Consider the following 18264-nt stretch of genomic DNA (forward strand, 5'->3'; position numbering starts at 1 on the left):
ATAACAAATTTTATTATTTTTATACTTTAAATTCACGATTATGAGAGTAATTTCTACTATTTCTTTGCTAGTTTGCTTGGCTTCAAATGCTGTATTTTCACAAATGTATGTTGGTGCAAACAGTTATGTGTTTAACAAAGGTTCTTTGGTTTATATCAAAGGCGATTTGGATTTAGATACTGCTAGTAGTATATTTTATTTAAGAAATGAAGGTCAGTTAGTACAAGGAACAACAGGTCCTTCAAATAACAGAGGTTCAGGAAGTCTTTCCGTCTTTCAAGAAGGAACTAGTAATCAATACCGTTACAATTATTGGTGTTCACCAGTTGGTGTACCGAGTGAGACTTCTGGTAACAGTATGTTTGGAGTTTCTTTATTAAATCAGCCAACTTCGGTAACTGCTTCAACTCCTGCAATTATGGTAAGTACAAGTTATAATGCGCAATCTAATCCGTTACAAATTTCTACAGCTTGGATTTACCGATTTTTATCATCTACAACTTATTCACAGTGGCAAAGTTCTGGTTCAAGTACGAATATAGAAGCAGGACAAGGTTTTACAATGAAAGGAACTAGTGGTTTTGATTATAATAATGTTGGTGAAGCGGTTGAAAATAATCCTTATTCTGATGGAGTTTTCCCATCGCCTCCAGCTGCTGCAAGTGCGCAGCGTTATGACTTTAGAGGTAAACCAAACGACGGAAATATAACAGTTAACTTAGCTGCAGGTTCTTCTACGCTTACAGGAAATCCTTATCCTTCTGCATTAGATTTAAATGCCTTTTTATTTGATACAGATAATTTAAATTGTACTGGAGAAGCATATTTTTGGGATCAAGAATCTAATCCTTCTTCACATAACATTGTGAGTTATGTAGGTGGTTATGGAACTTATGTTCCAATGGGTGCACCATCATATGGTCTTTACACACCTGCAACTTATCAAACTTTTAATTTAGATGGAACTGTTAACAATAATAATGCGGGAGCTGGATTACCTTATGAGAGAAGATTTGCTCCAATTGGACAAGGCTTTTTAGTAACAGGTCTTGCTTCCCTAGTTGCGCCAAGTACAGTGACTTTAAAAAATTCTCACAGAGTTTGGTACACAGAGTCATTACCATATTCTCAATTTGCAAAATCAGGAAGTCAAGGTTCTATTGGAAACAAAAACTTAAACGAAACACCTCAAAATGAATTTTCTTTTGGGTTAATTCGTTTAAAAATAACTATGAATAATTTGTATAGCAGAGAATTGGCATTAGCACTAACTAATCAATCTACTGATGGCGTTGATAGAGGAATGGACGGAAAAAGTCCTGATGTAGCTGGTACAGCAACCGATTCGTATTTCTTTTTAGATAATACGCAATATGTAATTCAGAGTGTTCCTTTTGATGTTACTAAAAGAATTAAACTTGGTGTAAAAGTTACAAGTGCTAACACTAACTTTAGTTTTTCATTAAAACAAGTTAAAGACTTTGACACTACACAACCAATTTACATTTATGATGCTTTAGATAATTCGTATCATAGTATTAATCAAAATCCTTATAATGTAGTGTTGCAAGCTGGTACAAACAACAATAGATTTGAGCTTACCTTCCAAAACAGTGCATTAAATGTTGATGAAACAATCACGAACGATTTCCTAATCGTTCAAAACAATGACAACCAAACATTGACTGTTAACAACCCAAATGGTTTGGATATTAAATCGGCTGATTTATTTGACATCAGTGGAAAATTAATTTTGCAGAAAGTGGATTTGGGTGTTGAGTCAAGTTATGAATTTTCTACAACAGGTTTAAGCGATGGTGTTTATATTGCAAAAATTATTTCTATTGACGGAAAAAGTAAAGCACAGAAAGTTATTATTGAAAAACGTAAATAATACAAATACCTATAAATTTCAAGGCGTTTCAATTTCGAAACGCCTTTTTTTATGATATCACTTTTAGTATAACTAACTTTGTAAAAAAAAAGTTTTGAACGTTATTACTCAAGAAATACTTCTCCAAAATACATCGGTTAAATTATTCATTAGGCGTGAAGATTTAATTCATCCGTTTGTTTCGGGTAATAAATTTAGAAAGTTAAAGTATAATTTGCTTGAAGCAAAAAATCAGAAGATAACCACTTTACTTACTTTTGGTGGCGCATTCTCCAATCATATTGCAGCAACAGCTTTCGCAGGAATGCAAAATGGGTTCGGAACTATAGGAATTATTCGCGGAGACGAATTGGCTTCTAAAATCAATGAAAATCCGACTTTAAAATTTGCTCAAGAAAACGGAATGGTATTTGAATTCGTTTCAAGAGAAACTTATCGATTGAAAGAATCAGATGATTTTATTGATAATTAGAAAAACAAATATGGCGATTTTTACGTAATTCCTGAAGGTGGAACAAATGATTTAGCAGTAAAAGGTTGCGAAGAAATTTTGAAAGAAGAGGATTCGTTTTTCGATTATATATGTTCGTCAATCGGAACTGGAGGAACAATTTCAGGCATCATAAATAGCGCTTTACCACATCAAAAAGTTTTGGGTTTTCCATCGTTAAAAGGTGATTTTCTTCAAAAAGATATTCGTAAATTTGCACACAAAGAGAATTGGACGTTAATTTCTGACTATCATTTTGGTGGATATGGCAAGGTTTCAACTGAACTAATTGAGTTTATAAATTCCTTTTATCAAAAAAATGACATTCCGTTGGATCCAATTTATACTGGAAAAATGGTTTTTGGCGTTATAGATTTAATCCATCAAGGTTATTTTCCAGAAAATTCTAAAATTTTAATGATTCACACCGGCGGATTACAAGGAATACAAGGAATGAATCTGAAATTAAAAAGTAAAAAATTACCATTAATACAAGTATATGTTTAAAAAGATAATCGTTTTTCTAATTGTGAGTTTGTTTGTTGCTTGTGGCACAAATAAACCAGTAGTTAGAACAACAAAACCTACTGCATCAAAACCAGTAGCGAATACCGTAAAAAAACCAAATCCGAAACCAATAGAAACTAAAAAAACGGAAACAAATACGTCTTCAAATAATTCAAAAAACGAATCGAAAATCGAAGTTCTTGAAGCAACATCTAAGGTTAAAGTTACCACAGAAATTGTTTTGGCATACATTGATCAATACAAAGAGGTTGCTAAGAAAAACATGAAAAACCACGGAGTTCCAGCTAGTATTGCATTGGCTCAAGCGATTTTAGAATCGGGTGCAGGAACAGGAGATTTAAGCAGTCAAGCCAACAATCATTTCGGTATAAAATGCCACAAAGATTGGAATGGAGAAAGCGTAAAACACGACGATGATGAAGCCCAAGAATGCTTTAGAAAATATAATAAAGTATACGATTCTTATGAAGATTATGCGGCATTTTTAAAAGGTAGAAAATGGTATCAACCGTTATTCAAATTAGAAAAAAATGATTACAAAGGTTGGGCATACGGACTAAAAAAAGCAGGTTATGCAACTGATCCAAATTATCCATCAAAGCTTATCGGAATTATCGAAAGATATCAATTGAATAAATATGATGCCGAAGTTTTAGGTACAGAATACGTTCCATCCTATAAAAATATAAACGAAAATTCTCCTGAGAAATATGTTTCAAAAGAAGGAAAGCATGAGGTAATTAAAGGTGATACTTTATATTCGTTATCAAAAAAATACAACATCTCTGTTGATGATTTAAAGCGAAAGAACAATCTTTCTGAGAATGCCATTTCAATCGGACAACTATTAGAAGTAAAATAATTTTATAATTAATTCAATGTTATATCAAAGAAGTAGTCAGTTATTTGCTGATGCAGAAAAAGTAATTCCTGGCGGAGTAAATTCACCAGTTAGAGCGTTTAAAGGTGTTGGTGGAACTCCAATTTTTGTAAAATCTGCCAAAGGAGCTTACCTTTATGACGAAGACGGAAACAAGTTAATAGATTATATCAATTCTTGGGGCCCAATGATTTTAGGTCACGCACACCAGCCAGTTGTTGATGCCATTACAGAAAGAGCCCAACTTGGAACTTCTTTCGGAATGCCAACCGAATTAGAAACTAAAATTGCTGAATTAGCAATCTCAATGGTTCCTAATATTGATAAAATCAGATTTGTAAATTCGGGTACAGAAGCTTGTATGAGTGCTATCCGATTGGCAAGAGGTTTTACAAAAAGAGATAAAATAATTAAATTTTCGGGTTGTTATCACGGTCATTCCGATTCATTTCTTATTGCTGCTGGAAGTGGTTTGAGTACTTTTGGAGTGCCAAATTCTCCTGGTGTAACGCAAGGTACTGCAAAAGACACGTTATTAGCTAATTACAATGATTTAGAAAGTGTAAGTGCTTTATTTGAAGCTAATAAAAATGAAATCGCTGCCATAATTGTAGAACCTGTTGCAGGAAATATGGGTTGTGTGCCACCATTAAACGGATTTTTAGAAGGTTTAAGACAACTTTGTACAGATAATGGCGCATTAGTTATATTTGACGAAGTAATGACTGGATTTCGTTTAGCAAAAGGTGGAGTGCAAGAATTATACAACATTCAAGCCGACATCGTTTGTTTTGGAAAAGTAATTGGTGGTGGTTTGCCTGTAGGAGCTTTCGCTGCAAGAAACGAAATCATGAATTATTTAGCGCCAATTGGTCCAGTGTACCAAGCCGGAACGTTGTCTGGAAATCCATTAGCGATGGCTGCCGGATTATCAATGCTACAAGCTTTAAATAACGATGCTGAAATTTTTCAAAGACTTGAAGAGAAAACAGCTTATTTAGAAGCAGGAATCAGAAGAGTTCTAACCAATAATAATGTGGTTTACACAGTAAATAGAGTAGGATCAATGATATCGGTTCATTTTGATGCTGCGCCAGTACTTGACTTTCAAACGGCCAAAAATGGCGACAATGAAAGTTTCAAGAAATTCTTTCATGGCTTGCTAAACGAAGGAGTTTACATTGCTCCATCGGCTTATGAAACCTGGTTTATTACTGATGCGCTTACCTATGAAGATTTAGATTTTACTATCAAAGCAATAGAGAAAGTAACAAAGGATTTCTAAAAAAAAAAGCTCCGATTTCAAATCGGAGCTTTTTTTATATAATAAATTTTGTAATTATTTTTTTTCAGGTTGTTTACCTACAAGCTTGTTGTATAAAGCCGTGTTCGCTTCCAACTTCGCCATTTGCTCTGCTGTTAGACTAGCTCTGATTTTTAAATCTACAATTCTTGTCATTTCAGTTCTTCTTTCTACAGATAAATCTTGAATTTCTAAAGTTTGATTTTTCATTTCAAATAAACGCTCAAAATCAGCAACTTGAGTTCCGCTAATTCCTACTACTTGTGCTAATTCTAAACTTTCTTTCTTAGCATTTTCTTGTGCATTTGATTTGTTTTCTTGTGCATTAGCATTGATAGTGAAAGCCAACATCAATGAAAGAGCAAAAAATATTTTCTTCATAATTTTTTATGGTTTAGGTGAAATAGAAGTCAAAACTAACTTATTTTTTTGAAAATTCAAAATTTATTTCTGAATATCTTCTTTTTGCATTCCTCTTTTACCTTTTTTCATTCGTTTTGAAAACCCTTCTTTTCTCGCCGATTTGTTAGCGTCCCATTTTGTATACTGTTCTGCTGTTAAAACCTTTTTCATTTCAGCTTTGTGAGCAATTTGAGCATCCAACATTTCATTTTTCATCTTAAACCTTTCGTCTTTCGTTGGTTTTTCACCTTTTGCTTTTTTGGCTTGCATTTCAGCAAGTTTTGCTTCTCTTTGAGCTACTTGCTTTTCAACGATTTTTTTAACATCGGCAGTTTGCTTATCGTTCAAATCCAATTCTAACTTCATCTTTTTTGTTTGAAGTGCTACCTGTTGTTCAGTAGTCAATTGTTCTCTTTCGCCTCTTGCTGGTTTTCCTTCTTGTGCAAATGTTGTTAATCCTAAAACTAAGGCAACTGCTAAAAATACTTTTTTCATAATTTCTGTTTTTAATTGTTATGTAGGTAAGACGCTCAATAACTTTAAAGGTTTAATCGTTAACAAAACTTTAGTTAAAATTGTGTTTTTTGTTTTGTAAATCTAATTTCAGTCGTACCTTTGCACCGTGAAAAAAATCGTAGTCATAGTAGCACTTGCGCTGTTTTTAAAACCAGTACTTCCGGTTTTAGATTACATTATCAATTACGATTACATCGCCAATGTTCTGTGTGAAAATAAAGCCAAACCACAACTTCAATGTAATGGTAAATGTCACTTAATGAAAGAACTGGCCAAAGAATCAGAAAACGAAAAACCACTTTCTACCGATAAAAAAGACAATTCTAAACACGAAAGTGAAGTCTTGTTTTATCAAGATATTACTTCCTTAGTTGATACAAAAATTGCAGTTTCTACTTCAAATGAAACTTCAAACAACTACACTAATTTGTATTGTTTTTTAAACACTACAACCACTTTTCATCCGCCCACATTTATTTCTTAATTTGTATTACGTGTCAATTCATAGTATTTTGAATTGACAGGATTTCTATATCCAAAATCGTTTGAAAACATTTTTCAAACAAGATTTCTATAAACATTAATTAATTTAAAGATGAAATTTCAATTAAAAAATATACTAGCAGTAATGGCCTTCACTGTTGCTATGGTATCATGCTCTAATGATGATGATAGCTCAAAATCTACTGGCGATTTAGTTGTAGAATTTGATAACATTTACAAAGGTGCCAATTTAGCGTTCAATACTGAGTACACCAATTCAAATGGAGAAAAAATCAAAGTTGCTACTGCAAAATACATTGTAAGTAACATTGTTTTAACCAAATTGGACGGTTCAACTTTTGTATATCCAAAGAATGACAGTTATTTTATTGTTGATGAATCTAATCCAGAAAGTACAGAACTTTTGTTGAGTAACATTCCTGTTGGAGATTATAAAGCAATAAAGTTCGGAATTGGAGTTGATCAAGCTAGATGGGAGCAAGGTGTGGATGCTCAAGCCAATTTTTGGGCTGAAGCGCAAGCAACCGAAATGGAATGGGGTTGGACTGCTGGCTACAAATATGTAAATTTTGAAGGTACTTTTACAACACCAACAAATACAACTCCAGCGCAATTTCAGGCGCACACTGGTCGTTCTGCAGACAATTATAACTATACCGAAATTACACTTTCATTCGAAGAAGGTGAAAATGCTTTAGTAAGAGGAACTAACTTACCTCAAGTGCACGTGATGGCCGATTTGTCTCATATTTTAGATGGAACTAATAAAATCAATTTATCCGAAGGAGCTTCCATTCATGGTGGTGTAAAAATGTCACTTATGACGCAAAATCTAAGTAACATGTTCGTAGTAGATCACGTACACAACGACTAAAACTTTAAAAAATGAAAAGCATTTTTAATTTGTTTTTTTACGGTTTTGCCATCGGGTTTCTATTCATTTCATGTAGCAATAGTGAGGATCAATACCAAGAAATTCCGGTTTCGTTTGTAAAGCCTTCCAATTTTCCTGATGTAATGTACAATCTTGATGGTTATCCGCTTACAGAAGCAGGAATAGCTTTAGGAAAAGAGCTTTTTTACGAAGGACGTTTATCGAGTGATGGCATAATTTCTTGTGGATTTTGTCATATTCAAAAAGATGCTTTTACACATCATGGACATACCTTTAGTCATGGAGTTGGTGAAAGTATTGGAACTAGAAATGCACCGCCAGTTCAAAATATGGCTTTCCAAAATAATTTTATGTGGGATGGAGCAACTGATGATTTAAACGCACTATCACTTATACCAATTAGCAGTCCTATTGAAATGAATGGCAGTTTAAATTCGATAGTTCAAATGCTAAATAGTGATGCTAAGTATCGAAAAATGTTTGAAAGAGCATTCCCAAACAAACCGATAGATACCGAGCATTTGCTGAAAGCATTAGGGCAATTTATGGTTACAATGGTTTCCTCCAATTCTAAGTTTGATAAATTCAAACGAAATGAAAGTAGTGGAACTTTAACGACCGAAGAATTTGAAGGATATGAATTGTTCAATCAAAAATGTGCTTCTTGTCATGCAACCGATTTGTTTACCGACAATTCGTTTAGAAATAATGGTTTGCAACCAAATCCAGCAATAAACGATAAAGGCAGGTACAATGTAACTAATTCTGAAACAGATAAGTACAAGTTTAAAGTGCCTAGTTTAAGAAATATTGCAAAAACAAAACCTTACATGCATGACGGTAGATTGTTTACACTAGAAGCTGTTTTAGACCATTATGACAATCAAGTAGTAGATATGCCAACATTAGATCCATTATTAAGACAAGGAACTGCAACTGGAATACCGCTAACAGAACAAGAAAAAACAAAAATAATTGCCTTTTTAAAAACATTAACAGACGAGGATTTTTTAAACAATCCAAAATTTTCAGAACAATAATTAAATAAAAAAATATAAATAAAATGAATACAATCAAAAACATAGCCTTAACAATTTTATCTTCAACTGTATTTTTCTCATGCTCTAATGACGATGATACAAATTCTAACAACATAGTTTCTAATGACGCTTCAATTACTTTTGATGCGAGAGTTGGTGCTTCAGATTTTGCTTTGGATACTCCTTTCACAATCAATGGTGCAACCTATCAATTTGATAACTTAAGATATTGGGTAAGCAACATTGAGTTAGTAAATACTAACAATGAAACTAAACAGTTAAATGATAGTTATTTTCTTTTAGAGGAAACTAAAGCAATTGCTGTTCAAGAAGGTGATTTTACCTATCCTGCAAAAAAGAGAGAAACAATTAATGTTACTGGTTTGCCAACTGGGAAATATACTAAAATTCGTTTCTCAGTAGGTGTTGATGCTTTATATAATGATAATTTAAGTCTTCAAGCTGGCGAACTTTCACAACTAAACGGAATGACTAACATTTCTTGGATGTGGCATACAAGCTATATTTTCTCTTCGTTAGTTGGTAAAAATACGGCTAGCAATCAGGCTATTGTTGTTGAAACAGGTTTAAATGCAAACTACAGAACGGTAGAAATTACTTTAGCAACACCATTCGAAGTAAAAGCAAATCAGACAAATGCATTAAGTCTAAATGTTGATGTTGCTAAAATTATTGATGGTATCGACTTGGTTGCAACACCAACGGTTTCTGCTTCAACGCCAACTGTAATGTCTTCTGTAGCTAATAACTTTAGAGATAAAGTTTTTACTCAAAAAACTGTTGAGTAATGAAAAATAACCAGTACAAAATTTTTATTAAAGGACTAGTAGTCGCTTTGACTTTTGTTCAAATAAGTTGTTCTGGTACAGATGATTATCAGGAACTGCAACCTCTAGTGAGTGTTCCTGATAATTTTCCTCCGTATGTTGATAGTCAGACCAATCCGCTGTCTAGGGACGGAATTGCTCTTGGAAAAAAGTTGTTTTTTGACACCACATTGTCAGGGAACAATGCGGTTTCTTGCGCAAGTTGCCATTTGCCACAAAAGGCTTTTACAGATGGTTTAGCTTTATCTAATTTAGGAATATCGGGCAATACTTTGCATAGAAATTCTCCAACATTGGTAAATTTAGCTTGGGCAAATAATGGACTTTTTTGGGATGGTGGATCTACTAATCTAGAATCGCAAGCTTTTGCACCATTAGCACATCCCGACGAAATGTTTCAAAATTTGAATCAATTGGTTCAAGAATTGAAATCGAATGCAACTTATGTTTCGATGTTTGAAAAAGCATTTAAACAAGAAGTGACACAATCGGGAATTGTTAAAGCTTTGGCTCAATTTCAAAGAACGTTAATTTCATCCAATTCAAGATTCGATAAATTCATCAGAAACGAATCGGATGTGACAATGACTGATGAAGAACTTGACGGATTAGATTTGGCCGAACAATTTTGTTTTTCTTGTCATACATCGCCTTTGTTTACCGACAATTTGTATCACAATAATGGTTTGGACAGCGATTTTAGTGATACTTCTTTTGAAGGAATGTTACAAGGTAGATTTCGTGTTACCAACAATGTAAATGATTTGGGTAAATTTAAAACACCCACATTGCGAAATGTAGAAGTTACTGCTCCGTACATGCACGACGGACGTTTTTCAACGCTGGACGATGTTTTAAATCATTACTCTAGCGGTGTTGTAAATTCGCCAACCTTAGACGCAAGTTTAAACAATTCGGGAACACTCGGAATTCCGTTAACGAGTTCTGAAAAAGCGAAAATTATTGCGTTCCTAAAAACATTAACCGACAATCAGTTCTTAAACGATACTCGATTTTCTGAATAAAAAAAAATGAAAAAATACCTATTACTTTTCACCATCGCCTTTCAATGGGCAAACGCATCGGTAAAAGATTCTGTTCCTAATTTCAATTTCAAAAACTACTACAATTTGTTTGAAAATAGCGCTTTAGTAGACGATTGCGATGCTTGTGGCTGCTCGGCAAGTGGCGGAAGCATGGGTTTTGCCTCCATGCTAAACTCCAATTTTGTGGGCGTTCGCTACTTCAATCAAGCTTATAGAAGTACCGATGGTTTGTACAGCAATTCGCCTTGGAATGAAGAAAACTTCAATACCATTCAAGTTTGGGCACGAATTCCTTTGACTAAGAAAATACAAGTTTCGGCTTTGGTTCCGTATCATTTTCACAACCGCGAAACGCCAACTGGTAAGCAAAACATCAGTGGTTTGGGCGATATCACGGTTTTGGCCATGTACCAATTGTATCAAACCCACAAAGACAGTACTGTTTTTGTACACACGTTGCAAGTTGGAGGCGGATTTAAACTTCCAATAGGGAAATTTGACGAAGCCAACAACGGAAGCGTCAACCCAAGTTACCAAGTAGGCACCGGAAGTCTTGATTATCTGCTAGCAACAGAATACATCATAAAAAGAAAGAAATTCGGACTAAATTCCCTACTCAATTACGTCATTAAAACCGAAAACCAAAAGAACTACCGCTTTGGAAACCAGTTTAATTATGCATCAACCTTGTTTTATTTACACGAAACAGCTAAGTTTTCTATTGTGCCACAAGTAGGTGTTGCAGGCGAAGTGTACGACAGCAATTACCAATACAACCAGCGCGTTCGTAAAACCTCAGGCGATATTTTCATGGGTAAAATAGGTTTTGAAATAGGCAAAGACAAATTCTCCTTTGGCGCCAATGCCATGCTACCCATTAACCAAAACCTCTCGGGCGGCAACGTAGAAGCCAAGTACCGATGGAGCGTGAATTTTAATTATGCATTATAAAACAAAAAAGGATTCGATTTTATGGTCGAATCCTTTTTTTTTATTATTTGTTGCGTGAAACCTTTGATAGCAGAAGTATTTTTTAAATGTATTCTAAAATCCTTTCTTTTTCAGACCACTTTACAGGTTCTTTAGTTGTTTTCTCATTTAAAAGTTGAAATATAGAAGACGACTTTTCCGGAGAATAACCTTCAGATTGATCATTTAGGATGGTTATCTTTTCATTTATGTATGCTCCATATTTTGATTTTAATGCAATTTCAAAATTTACAATAGATTTTCTCAAATCATTTTCAAAATAATTTTGAGTTGAACCAGTAACATAAGTAATTAAATTTAATTTTGAATTTCTACTAATTATTGCGTTGAATTTTATGTTTTTGAAATCATCTAAATAGTGTCTTAATTTTACTTCTTCTTGATAATATACTTTTAAAAAAGTATTAGCATCACTTTTAAATGTTTCTCTTTCTTTTTCTTCTTTTTCGTCTTTATACTGAATGCAATAAGAGTTAACTGTTCCAACAATGAAATTTGCCAAATCAAAAACTACACTTGGAATTTCTTCAACTTTATTGCAGATTTTATAATAATATTCAACACCAGATTTGTCTAAAGTTGATTTAACGTTATAGCTCAATAAATATGAGCCAATAATTCGTCTAATTAAATCTTCAGATTCTTCAAAATAAGGAGTTTCATAATAATTTTGATCTATCCAACCACTATCAGTTATTACTATTTTATTATTAGTAAATGTTAGAAAAACAGAAACAAATTTATTGTTTATTGTTGAAAATGCAGTAATGATTTCTAAAGCATTATCTCTTTCTTTGAAACTTGTTAGGTTACAAAAAGACTTTTTTATTTGCTCTATAAAAATTTTATTATCCATTACTCAAAATTAATGTTGTCAAAGTTAATATTATTATTTTCTGGAAATTCAATTTCAGGAATCAATTGAACAAGAGTAGGGAAATTATTGTCTTTTAATTTAGAGTTTGTCTCCATACAAAATAATGAGATGCCAAAATTTATATCATTAGCAATTATTATTGCTTCATTTTCTTTTTTTAAAGTATCATTATGATAAGCTATGTAATTTCCGCTTTCATCGAATGAATTGAAATGTGGAGTTTTGATTAATTGTTCATCAAGCGGAATATTAGGGTCTTCGTTTCGATGGGCAGGACCATCTGAATCGAATCTGAAAAATGGTTCATTTATAAAATTTGTGCAACGAAGTTTTATTCCATATTTATTGTCTCTTTTACTTTGTTCAATCATAAATATTATATCCTCGCTAATTGTTGAATGTTGTACATTAGATTGACCATTTAGCCAAAAAGCATTACTTTTTTTCGGATGCATAATTACTTCATTATCTGAAATAATTTTATCTGTGTAAACTAATTCATTAAAAAAATCGAATTGGTTTTTTATTTCTTTGTTTGCTTTTTTCAAGTTTCGTTTTTTTTAATATTTCTGCTAACGTTCTGCCTCTTGGCGATGTAGCGGCAAGTTAATGAAAAATATAATAATAAATACTGAAGTTCAGAGTATTTTCCAAGAAAGACAAACGAGCTATTACGCCAAACAAGGCTTTTGGACGATGTAATTTATAGACTATCCCAAAATTCTGGACTTTGTTGATCCATATCTAAATTGTCATCATAATATTCGTCATTAAATGAGCTACCATTATCATCATCAAATGAATCCTCAAAATTTTCATATTTATCGATTCCATATTTATTTCTATAAATTTCTTCAATATCATCAGTTTTGTTTAATATAACACATTTGTTGTAATGTAAGAAAGATAAAAAATCATTAATTATCTTTATGTTTTTTATATCTTCAATTTGTGCTAGATATGTTTTTTCATATGCATTAGAAGCCAACCAAGAATTTGAGGAAATAAATTTTTCAACAAGATTGTTTTCAACAGATTCTAATGATGTTTTTAGATTTTGTAAATTACTTTTAATTCCAAAATGTAGTTCCCTTAAACAACAAGAACTTGATGGATTTTCAATAAATGAATAGAATAAATTTATGACACCAGATTCGTCTTGTTTTTCACATAAGTATCTTCCAACTCTGTAATTTAATCTTGAATTATTTGATAAATTTAAAGCTGTTTTAAAATACTCCAATGCTTCATCTTTCTTTTCTAGGCTTAACAAAATTTTCGCTTTTACATAATTACCATATTCATTATTCTCTTTGGTTAAATATTTTTCTATTGATTCTAAAGCTAAATAGGTAAATTCTTTCTTGTCACAATACGATAAAATCATTCCTTTTACAAAAAAATATTGATGATGATTAACTTTACCATTTTCAATATCATTAAAGATGTTAATAGGAAGTATATTCTTTTTTATCAATGAAATGAATGAACAATCACAAGTTATATAATCTAATGATTCTTTAAAAAATTCATATGCTTTTTCAAACTCTTTATCTATTAAAAATGATAATCCTTGTTGAAAATAATATTCCCCAAGTTTTTCTCTATTTTTTGTTTTTATATAGTCTAATTTCATATCGTTTGTTATTGTGTTACTTAACATTTCTCGAAATCGCTTTTAGGTGATGGCTTTATATTCTTTTTTTAAAGATTTATATGTAACATTGAGTCCAGTTTCTGATAGTTTTTTAAATTCAATTTCTGCTAATTTTTGGCTAGGATAAATGTCTGGAAATTTGGGAGCAATATTATGCTTAATATCAATTTCAATGAATGCCATATATTGAGCAAGAAATTCACTATAAATCCTCGTCTTCAACAAATCTTTATCTTCTTTTATTAATTTCGAAACTTTGATTTTATTTATCAAAGAGCTAATATCTGAATGGAAGAAAAATATTCCGCCAATTCCCATAGTGAAATTTGAAATGAACATTAATTCGTCTATGTAATTTCTTGAAAAAAAATAGTCTTTGGTGAACTTTTTACCCTTTTTATAATTTTCATAATCTTCCCTATATTGCTCATTTAGAGAAAGATTGACAAAGCATTTACTAATATACTTGACAAAATTAAGAGCATTTATTTTCTTCTTGCCAAAAAGTTTGGAATCTTCAAATTTGATTTTTTTTCCTTTTAAAACTAAGTTGTCAATTTCCTTTTCGTAAAATGGTTTGAGATTTTGGCTAAGCGTAATTTTGTTTTGTTTTATTGTTGTGTACAATGCCCATGCATAAATTGGCGTCGCAACCATAGTTAATAAAGGTGTTACAACGTTATTAAATTCACTTGAATCAAATTTCAAGTTTAACTTATTCCAGTACCATATTCCTGTCGATAAGTCAATACAAATTAATATGATTAAAATTGATATAAGCGTAATTAAACAGTATATTGTTGTTCTCATAGATTGTAATTTCAATTGTAGTTCTTTTAAGCTTGCAGCTACCTAGTTTATATACGAAACAAACTTTCGCCTATCACATATTCTTGATACGTATAAGCAAAAGTTTACTTAAACAAATATATCAAAACCAACCAATATAATTAATTTCAAACCAATTATTTCTCAAATACCGTGGTTAAAAATACTTCACAAAAAAATCCGTTTGAATTACCAAACGGATTTCTTTTGGGTGGGATTGTTTTTATGAAACTATTTATTGGGCGAAATGGCTGTCAGCACCAGTTTCTTTCGTCCAAAAATAAACCGTTAAAGTTCCAATCAAATTTATTCCGCAACTTCCCAACCATAACCAGTATCCAATTCCATAGCTCGTTATTTCGCTATGTTGTCCAGCTTCATTTACTAATACATTTCCAAACAGTAAAAATAGTAGCGAGAAAAATAGTGCCAAAATTGCAAGAACAAATGAATTTTTTCTACTTCCCGACATTTGAAATATCCATGAAAATATTAAAAGTGGATTAGCTAGCCAACAAATTCCAGCACCAAAAAGATTCATCCAACCTAGTAAGAAAGCTATAAGTCCAAATGATCCTAATGAATCTTGCCCATTTTTAATGTAATACGCATTGTTATTCAATGATAGTAATAATAAAAATCCGCTAATTGTTATTGTTAAAATTTTGATTAATACGATTAGTTTTGTTTTATGGCTTTTCATTTTAAAAATTGTAGTTGTCGAAAAATTGCTGCTAATTAGCTTATGTGCGTAAGTTTACTAAAACAAATATATCAAAACCTTGTGATATAATTAATTCCAAAAGTAGTATTTGTCAAATACCGTGGTAGAAATAGTTCACAAAAAAATCCGTTTGAATTACCAAACGGATTTCTTTTAGGTGGGAATGTTTTTTATTGGATTGTTTTGATATTACAAAAACGGAAATAGCGCTATGATTTCCAAAATTCATCAGTTAAGTAAAATACAGTGTCAATAAAGTATAAAACTTCGTTTCGTGTCAAAACATTTTCGTCATGCAAGTCCTCAAGTATTATTCCTAATTCTGGGTTATAATAATCATTATTCCGATTGTTTACAAACCCATTCATAGTTAGAAATGTTTTAACTTTTGTCAAATCTGTACTTGAAGTTATTGAAACATAAGATTGCTGAACTACGGCGTATAAAATTTCATTATCTTTGGTAAAACCAACTAATTCGTACGCAGTGTCTGGGAAAAAATAATTGTGAAGTAACAAGTTGTATAGATAATCTTTCCACGAATTATAGTAAATAGAGTCGTTCAGTTTTAAAACATGTTCAGTGTCTTTTAGATACACTTTCTGTTCAGCTCCTTCACTTACATATTGGGATAAATCAATTTCTTTTATCCATAATTTTTCCTGAGAAATATATTCTTCTAACCTCTTTGTTTCTTGATTTTTGAAGTGCTTTTCATTTTCAGCAACTTTGCTTGTTTTCTCGCCATCAACAAGGTAACAGGCGATTGATTGGACAGTTCTTCCAAACCTAATTTCGCTCTTTCCTGAAAGGACATTTTGTAGTTCATGTTTTAAATGGTTTTGCATTGACAAATATAATCAACTTTTGATTTTTTCACAAGCCTTCAATTTTAGACGTAAAAATACCAGAAATTTGCTTATTAATAAAGGTTTAATTAGAACAAATATATTAAAAAGCCAACAAAAAAAATCCGTTTGAATTACTAAACGGATTTTAACTTATATCGTTTAAAGAAGCAATTTACTTTCCTAAATATTCTACAATTTTAGCATCGCCAGTAACCACTACTTTCATCAATCCGTGTTTGCTAATGCCTTTGCTTGCAGCATCCCATTTTTTGCCGCTTAAAGCCGATTTCTCTTTTAAATCACCAATAGAAATTCCTTCATTTGCTTTCAAGATTTCGATGATCCATTTTTCATCTTCTGTCAATTCGATTTGCTTTTTCTCTGGACGCATTTGAGGGAAAAACAACACCTCTTGAATAGAAGGATTATTAGTCAAGAACATGATTAATCGGTCCATTCCAATTCCCAATCCAGACGTTGGTGGCATTCCATATTCTAAAGCTCTCAAGAAGTCTTCGTCTATAATTCCGTTAGCTTCATCGTCACCTTTTTCAGAAAGTGCCATTTGAGCTTCAAATCGTTCGCGTTGGTCAATTGGGTCATTCAATTCTGAATACGCATTGGCAATTTCTTTACCGCAAACCATCAACTCAAAACGCTCTGTCAATTCAGGATTGTCTCTATGTGATTTACACAACGGCGACATTTCTTTAGGATAATCAGTAATAAACGTTGGCTGAATAAAATTCCCTTCGCATTTAGCTCCAAAAATCTCATCAATCAATTTTCCTTTACCCATGGTAGCATCCACTTCAATTCCCATTGATTTTGCTGCTTCAAAAAGTTCTGCTTCCGTTTTACCCGAAATATCAAATCCTGTAAAGTTTTTGATAGCATCGGTCATCGTAACTCTTGCATAAGGCGCTTTAAAACTCACTTTATGTTCACCAAAAGTCGCGTCTGTAGTTCCGTTTACAGCATTGGCACAATGTTCCAATAAGTTTTCGGTAAACTCCATCATCCAGTTGTAGTCTTTGTAGGCTACATATATTTCCATAGCAGTAAATTCAGGATTATGCGTTCTGTCCATTCCTTCATTTCTAAAGTTTTTCGAGAATTCATAAACACCGTCAAATCCACCAACAATCAATCGTTTCAAGTACAATTCATTCGCAATTCTCAAATACAAAGGAATATCCAAAGCATTGTGGTGCGAAATAAATGGTCGTGCCGCAGCACCACCAGGAATGGCTTGTAAAATCGGAGTTTCAACCTCCATATAACCAGCGTCGTTAAAGAAATTTCGCATGGCAGAAAAAAGCTTCGTTCTTTTTACGAAAACTTCTTTCACATTTGGGTTAACCACCAAATCCACATAACGCATTCTGTAACGCAATTCGGCGTCATTGAAAGCATCGTGTACTTTTCCTTCTTCATCCACTTTTGGAAGAGGTAACGGTCGAAGTGTTTTGCTTAAAAAAGTAAAATTTTTAACCATCACACATTGAGCACCAACTTTTGTAGTAAAAAGTTCGCCTTCAACACCAATAAAATCACCTAAATCAGTCAGTTTTTTAAAAACCTGATTGTAAAGCGTTTTATCTTCGCCTTCGCAAATTACATCTCTGTTAAAATACAACTGCATACGACCTTCGCTGTCTTGCAATTCGGCAAAACAAGCTTTTCCTTGGTCGCGAACACTCATTAATCTACCAGCAAGAACCACCTTTTTACCGTCTTCAAAATGTTCCTTCACCTGTTTAGAAGTGTCCTTTACAGGATATAAATCTGCAGGATAAGGGTTAATTCCAAGTTCGCGTAAACCGTTAAGTTTTTCTCGTCTAATGATTTCTTGTTCCGAAAGTTGCATAGTAGTTTTGTATTTAAGCGTGCAAAGATAGGTATTAGTTTAAAAGTTTAAAAGTTAATAGTTTAAAAGTTTATAGTTTAAAAGTTTAAAAGTTTATAGTTTAAAAGTTTATAGTTTAAAA

18 protein-coding genes and 1 pseudogene are annotated in these 18264 nt (G+C 32.4%); 10 read left to right on the forward strand and 9 right to left on the reverse strand.

Annotation, left to right across the window (positions count from 1 at the left end):
• Nucleotides 1-40 precede the first annotated feature (40 nt).
• The 4 genes and pseudogenes from DIU01_RS10995 to hemL all read left to right on the forward strand — a co-directional run bounded on the left by DIU01_RS10995 (nucleotide 41) and on the right by hemL (nucleotide 5077).
• Nucleotides 41-1894 (forward strand): T9SS type A sorting domain-containing protein, encoded by a 1854-nt coding sequence (locus tag DIU01_RS10995; protein WP_290834400.1) that lies wholly within the window; start codon nucleotides 41-43, stop codon nucleotides 1892-1894.
• 94 nt (nucleotides 1895-1988) lie between these two features.
• A pseudogene (locus DIU01_RS11000) lies at nucleotides 1989-2891 on the forward strand (1-aminocyclopropane-1-carboxylate deaminase/D-cysteine desulfhydrase).
• Complete coding sequence (locus tag DIU01_RS11005) at nucleotides 2884-3774, forward strand: glucosaminidase domain-containing protein (RefSeq protein WP_290834402.1); 891 nt, start codon at nucleotides 2884-2886, stop codon at nucleotides 3772-3774. The pseudogene DIU01_RS11000 and the gene DIU01_RS11005 overlap by 8 nt, the downstream one beginning before the upstream one ends.
• 16 nt (nucleotides 3775-3790) lie before the next feature.
• Nucleotides 3791-5077, forward strand: a complete 1287-nt coding sequence (gene hemL, locus DIU01_RS11010; protein ID WP_290834404.1) for a glutamate-1-semialdehyde 2,1-aminomutase — start codon at nucleotides 3791-3793, stop codon at nucleotides 5075-5077.
• Nucleotides 5078-5131: 54 nt separating this feature from the next.
• Here the strand turns inward: hemL and DIU01_RS11015 are convergent, their stop codons facing one another.
• Together DIU01_RS11015 and DIU01_RS11020 are read right to left on the reverse strand one after the other, a co-directional pair.
• Nucleotides 5132-5476 carry a hypothetical protein gene (locus DIU01_RS11015; protein WP_290834406.1) on the reverse strand — a complete coding sequence of 115 codons (345 nt, stop codon included), beginning with the start codon at nucleotides 5474-5476 and terminating at the stop codon, nucleotides 5132-5134.
• A gap of 63 nt (nucleotides 5477-5539) precedes the next feature.
• Nucleotides 5540-5992, reverse strand: a complete 453-nt coding sequence (locus DIU01_RS11020; RefSeq protein ID WP_290834408.1) for a hypothetical protein — start codon at nucleotides 5990-5992, stop codon at nucleotides 5540-5542.
• Between the two features lie 127 nt (nucleotides 5993-6119).
• Between DIU01_RS11020 and DIU01_RS11025 the strand changes: the two genes are divergently transcribed.
• The 6 genes from DIU01_RS11025 (at nucleotide 6120) to DIU01_RS11050 (ending at nucleotide 11297) form a co-directional block, all read left to right on the forward strand.
• Nucleotides 6120-6497, forward strand: a complete 378-nt coding sequence (locus DIU01_RS11025) for a hypothetical protein (protein ID WP_290834410.1) — start codon at nucleotides 6120-6122, stop codon at nucleotides 6495-6497.
• Between the two features lie 111 nt (nucleotides 6498-6608).
• Entirely contained in the window at nucleotides 6609-7391 is a 783-nt protein-coding gene (locus tag DIU01_RS11030) for an MbnP family protein (RefSeq protein ID WP_290834412.1), read from the forward strand.
• An 11-nt stretch (nucleotides 7392-7402) separates the two neighbouring features.
• The gene (locus DIU01_RS11035; RefSeq protein ID WP_290834414.1) at nucleotides 7403-8452 is read left to right on the forward strand and encodes a cytochrome c peroxidase; all 1050 of its coding nucleotides are present in this window, start codon (nucleotides 7403-7405) and stop codon (nucleotides 8450-8452) included.
• Nucleotides 8453-8475: 23 nt separating this feature from the next.
• The gene (locus DIU01_RS11040; RefSeq protein WP_290834416.1) at nucleotides 8476-9261 is read left to right on the forward strand and encodes an MbnP family protein; all 786 of its coding nucleotides are present in this window, start codon (nucleotides 8476-8478) and stop codon (nucleotides 9259-9261) included.
• Nucleotides 9261-10325 (forward strand): cytochrome c peroxidase, encoded by a 1065-nt coding sequence (locus DIU01_RS11045; RefSeq protein WP_290834418.1) that lies wholly within the window; start codon nucleotides 9261-9263, stop codon nucleotides 10323-10325. The genes DIU01_RS11040 and DIU01_RS11045 overlap by 1 nt, the downstream gene beginning before the upstream one ends.
• Nucleotides 10326-10331: 6 nt before the next feature.
• Nucleotides 10332-11297: a transporter gene (locus DIU01_RS11050; protein ID WP_290834420.1), complete on the forward strand. Its 966-nt coding sequence runs from the start codon at nucleotides 10332-10334 to the stop codon at nucleotides 11295-11297.
• Nucleotides 11298-11379: 82 nt separating this feature from the next.
• Here DIU01_RS11050 and DIU01_RS11055 read toward each other — a convergent pair whose 3' ends face one another.
• The 7 genes from DIU01_RS11055 to lysS form a co-directional block, all read right to left on the reverse strand.
• Nucleotides 11380-12192 (reverse strand): hypothetical protein, encoded by an 813-nt coding sequence (locus DIU01_RS11055; RefSeq protein ID WP_290834422.1) that lies wholly within the window; start codon nucleotides 12190-12192, stop codon nucleotides 11380-11382.
• The gene (locus DIU01_RS11060; RefSeq protein ID WP_290834424.1) at nucleotides 12192-12761 is read right to left on the reverse strand and encodes a hypothetical protein; all 570 of its coding nucleotides are present in this window, start codon (nucleotides 12759-12761) and stop codon (nucleotides 12192-12194) included. Before DIU01_RS11060 ends, DIU01_RS11055 begins: the two co-directional genes overlap by 1 nt.
• A gap of 155 nt (nucleotides 12762-12916) precedes the next feature.
• Nucleotides 12917-13849: a hypothetical protein gene (locus tag DIU01_RS11065; RefSeq protein WP_290834426.1), complete on the reverse strand. Its 933-nt coding sequence runs from the start codon at nucleotides 13847-13849 to the stop codon at nucleotides 12917-12919.
• A 42-nt stretch (nucleotides 13850-13891) separates the two neighbouring features.
• Nucleotides 13892-14680, reverse strand: coding sequence for a hypothetical protein (locus DIU01_RS11070; protein ID WP_290834428.1), 789 nt, complete (start codon nucleotides 14678-14680; stop codon nucleotides 13892-13894).
• Between the two features lie 253 nt (nucleotides 14681-14933).
• The gene (locus DIU01_RS11075; protein ID WP_290834430.1) at nucleotides 14934-15401 is read right to left on the reverse strand and encodes a hypothetical protein; all 468 of its coding nucleotides are present in this window, start codon (nucleotides 15399-15401) and stop codon (nucleotides 14934-14936) included.
• Between the two features lie 230 nt (nucleotides 15402-15631).
• A complete protein-coding gene (locus DIU01_RS11080) occupies nucleotides 15632-16270 on the reverse strand; it encodes a hypothetical protein (protein ID WP_290834432.1) in 639 nt (212 codons plus the stop codon).
• Nucleotides 16271-16445: 175 nt separating this feature from the next.
• Complete coding sequence (lysS, locus tag DIU01_RS11085) at nucleotides 16446-18143, reverse strand: lysine--tRNA ligase (protein WP_290834434.1); 1698 nt, start codon at nucleotides 18141-18143, stop codon at nucleotides 16446-16448.
• Between the last annotated feature and the right edge of the window lie 121 nt (nucleotides 18144-18264).

Source organism: Flavobacterium sp. (assembly GCF_003525665.1).
GTDB lineage: Bacteria > Bacteroidota > Bacteroidia > Flavobacteriales > Flavobacteriaceae > Flavobacterium.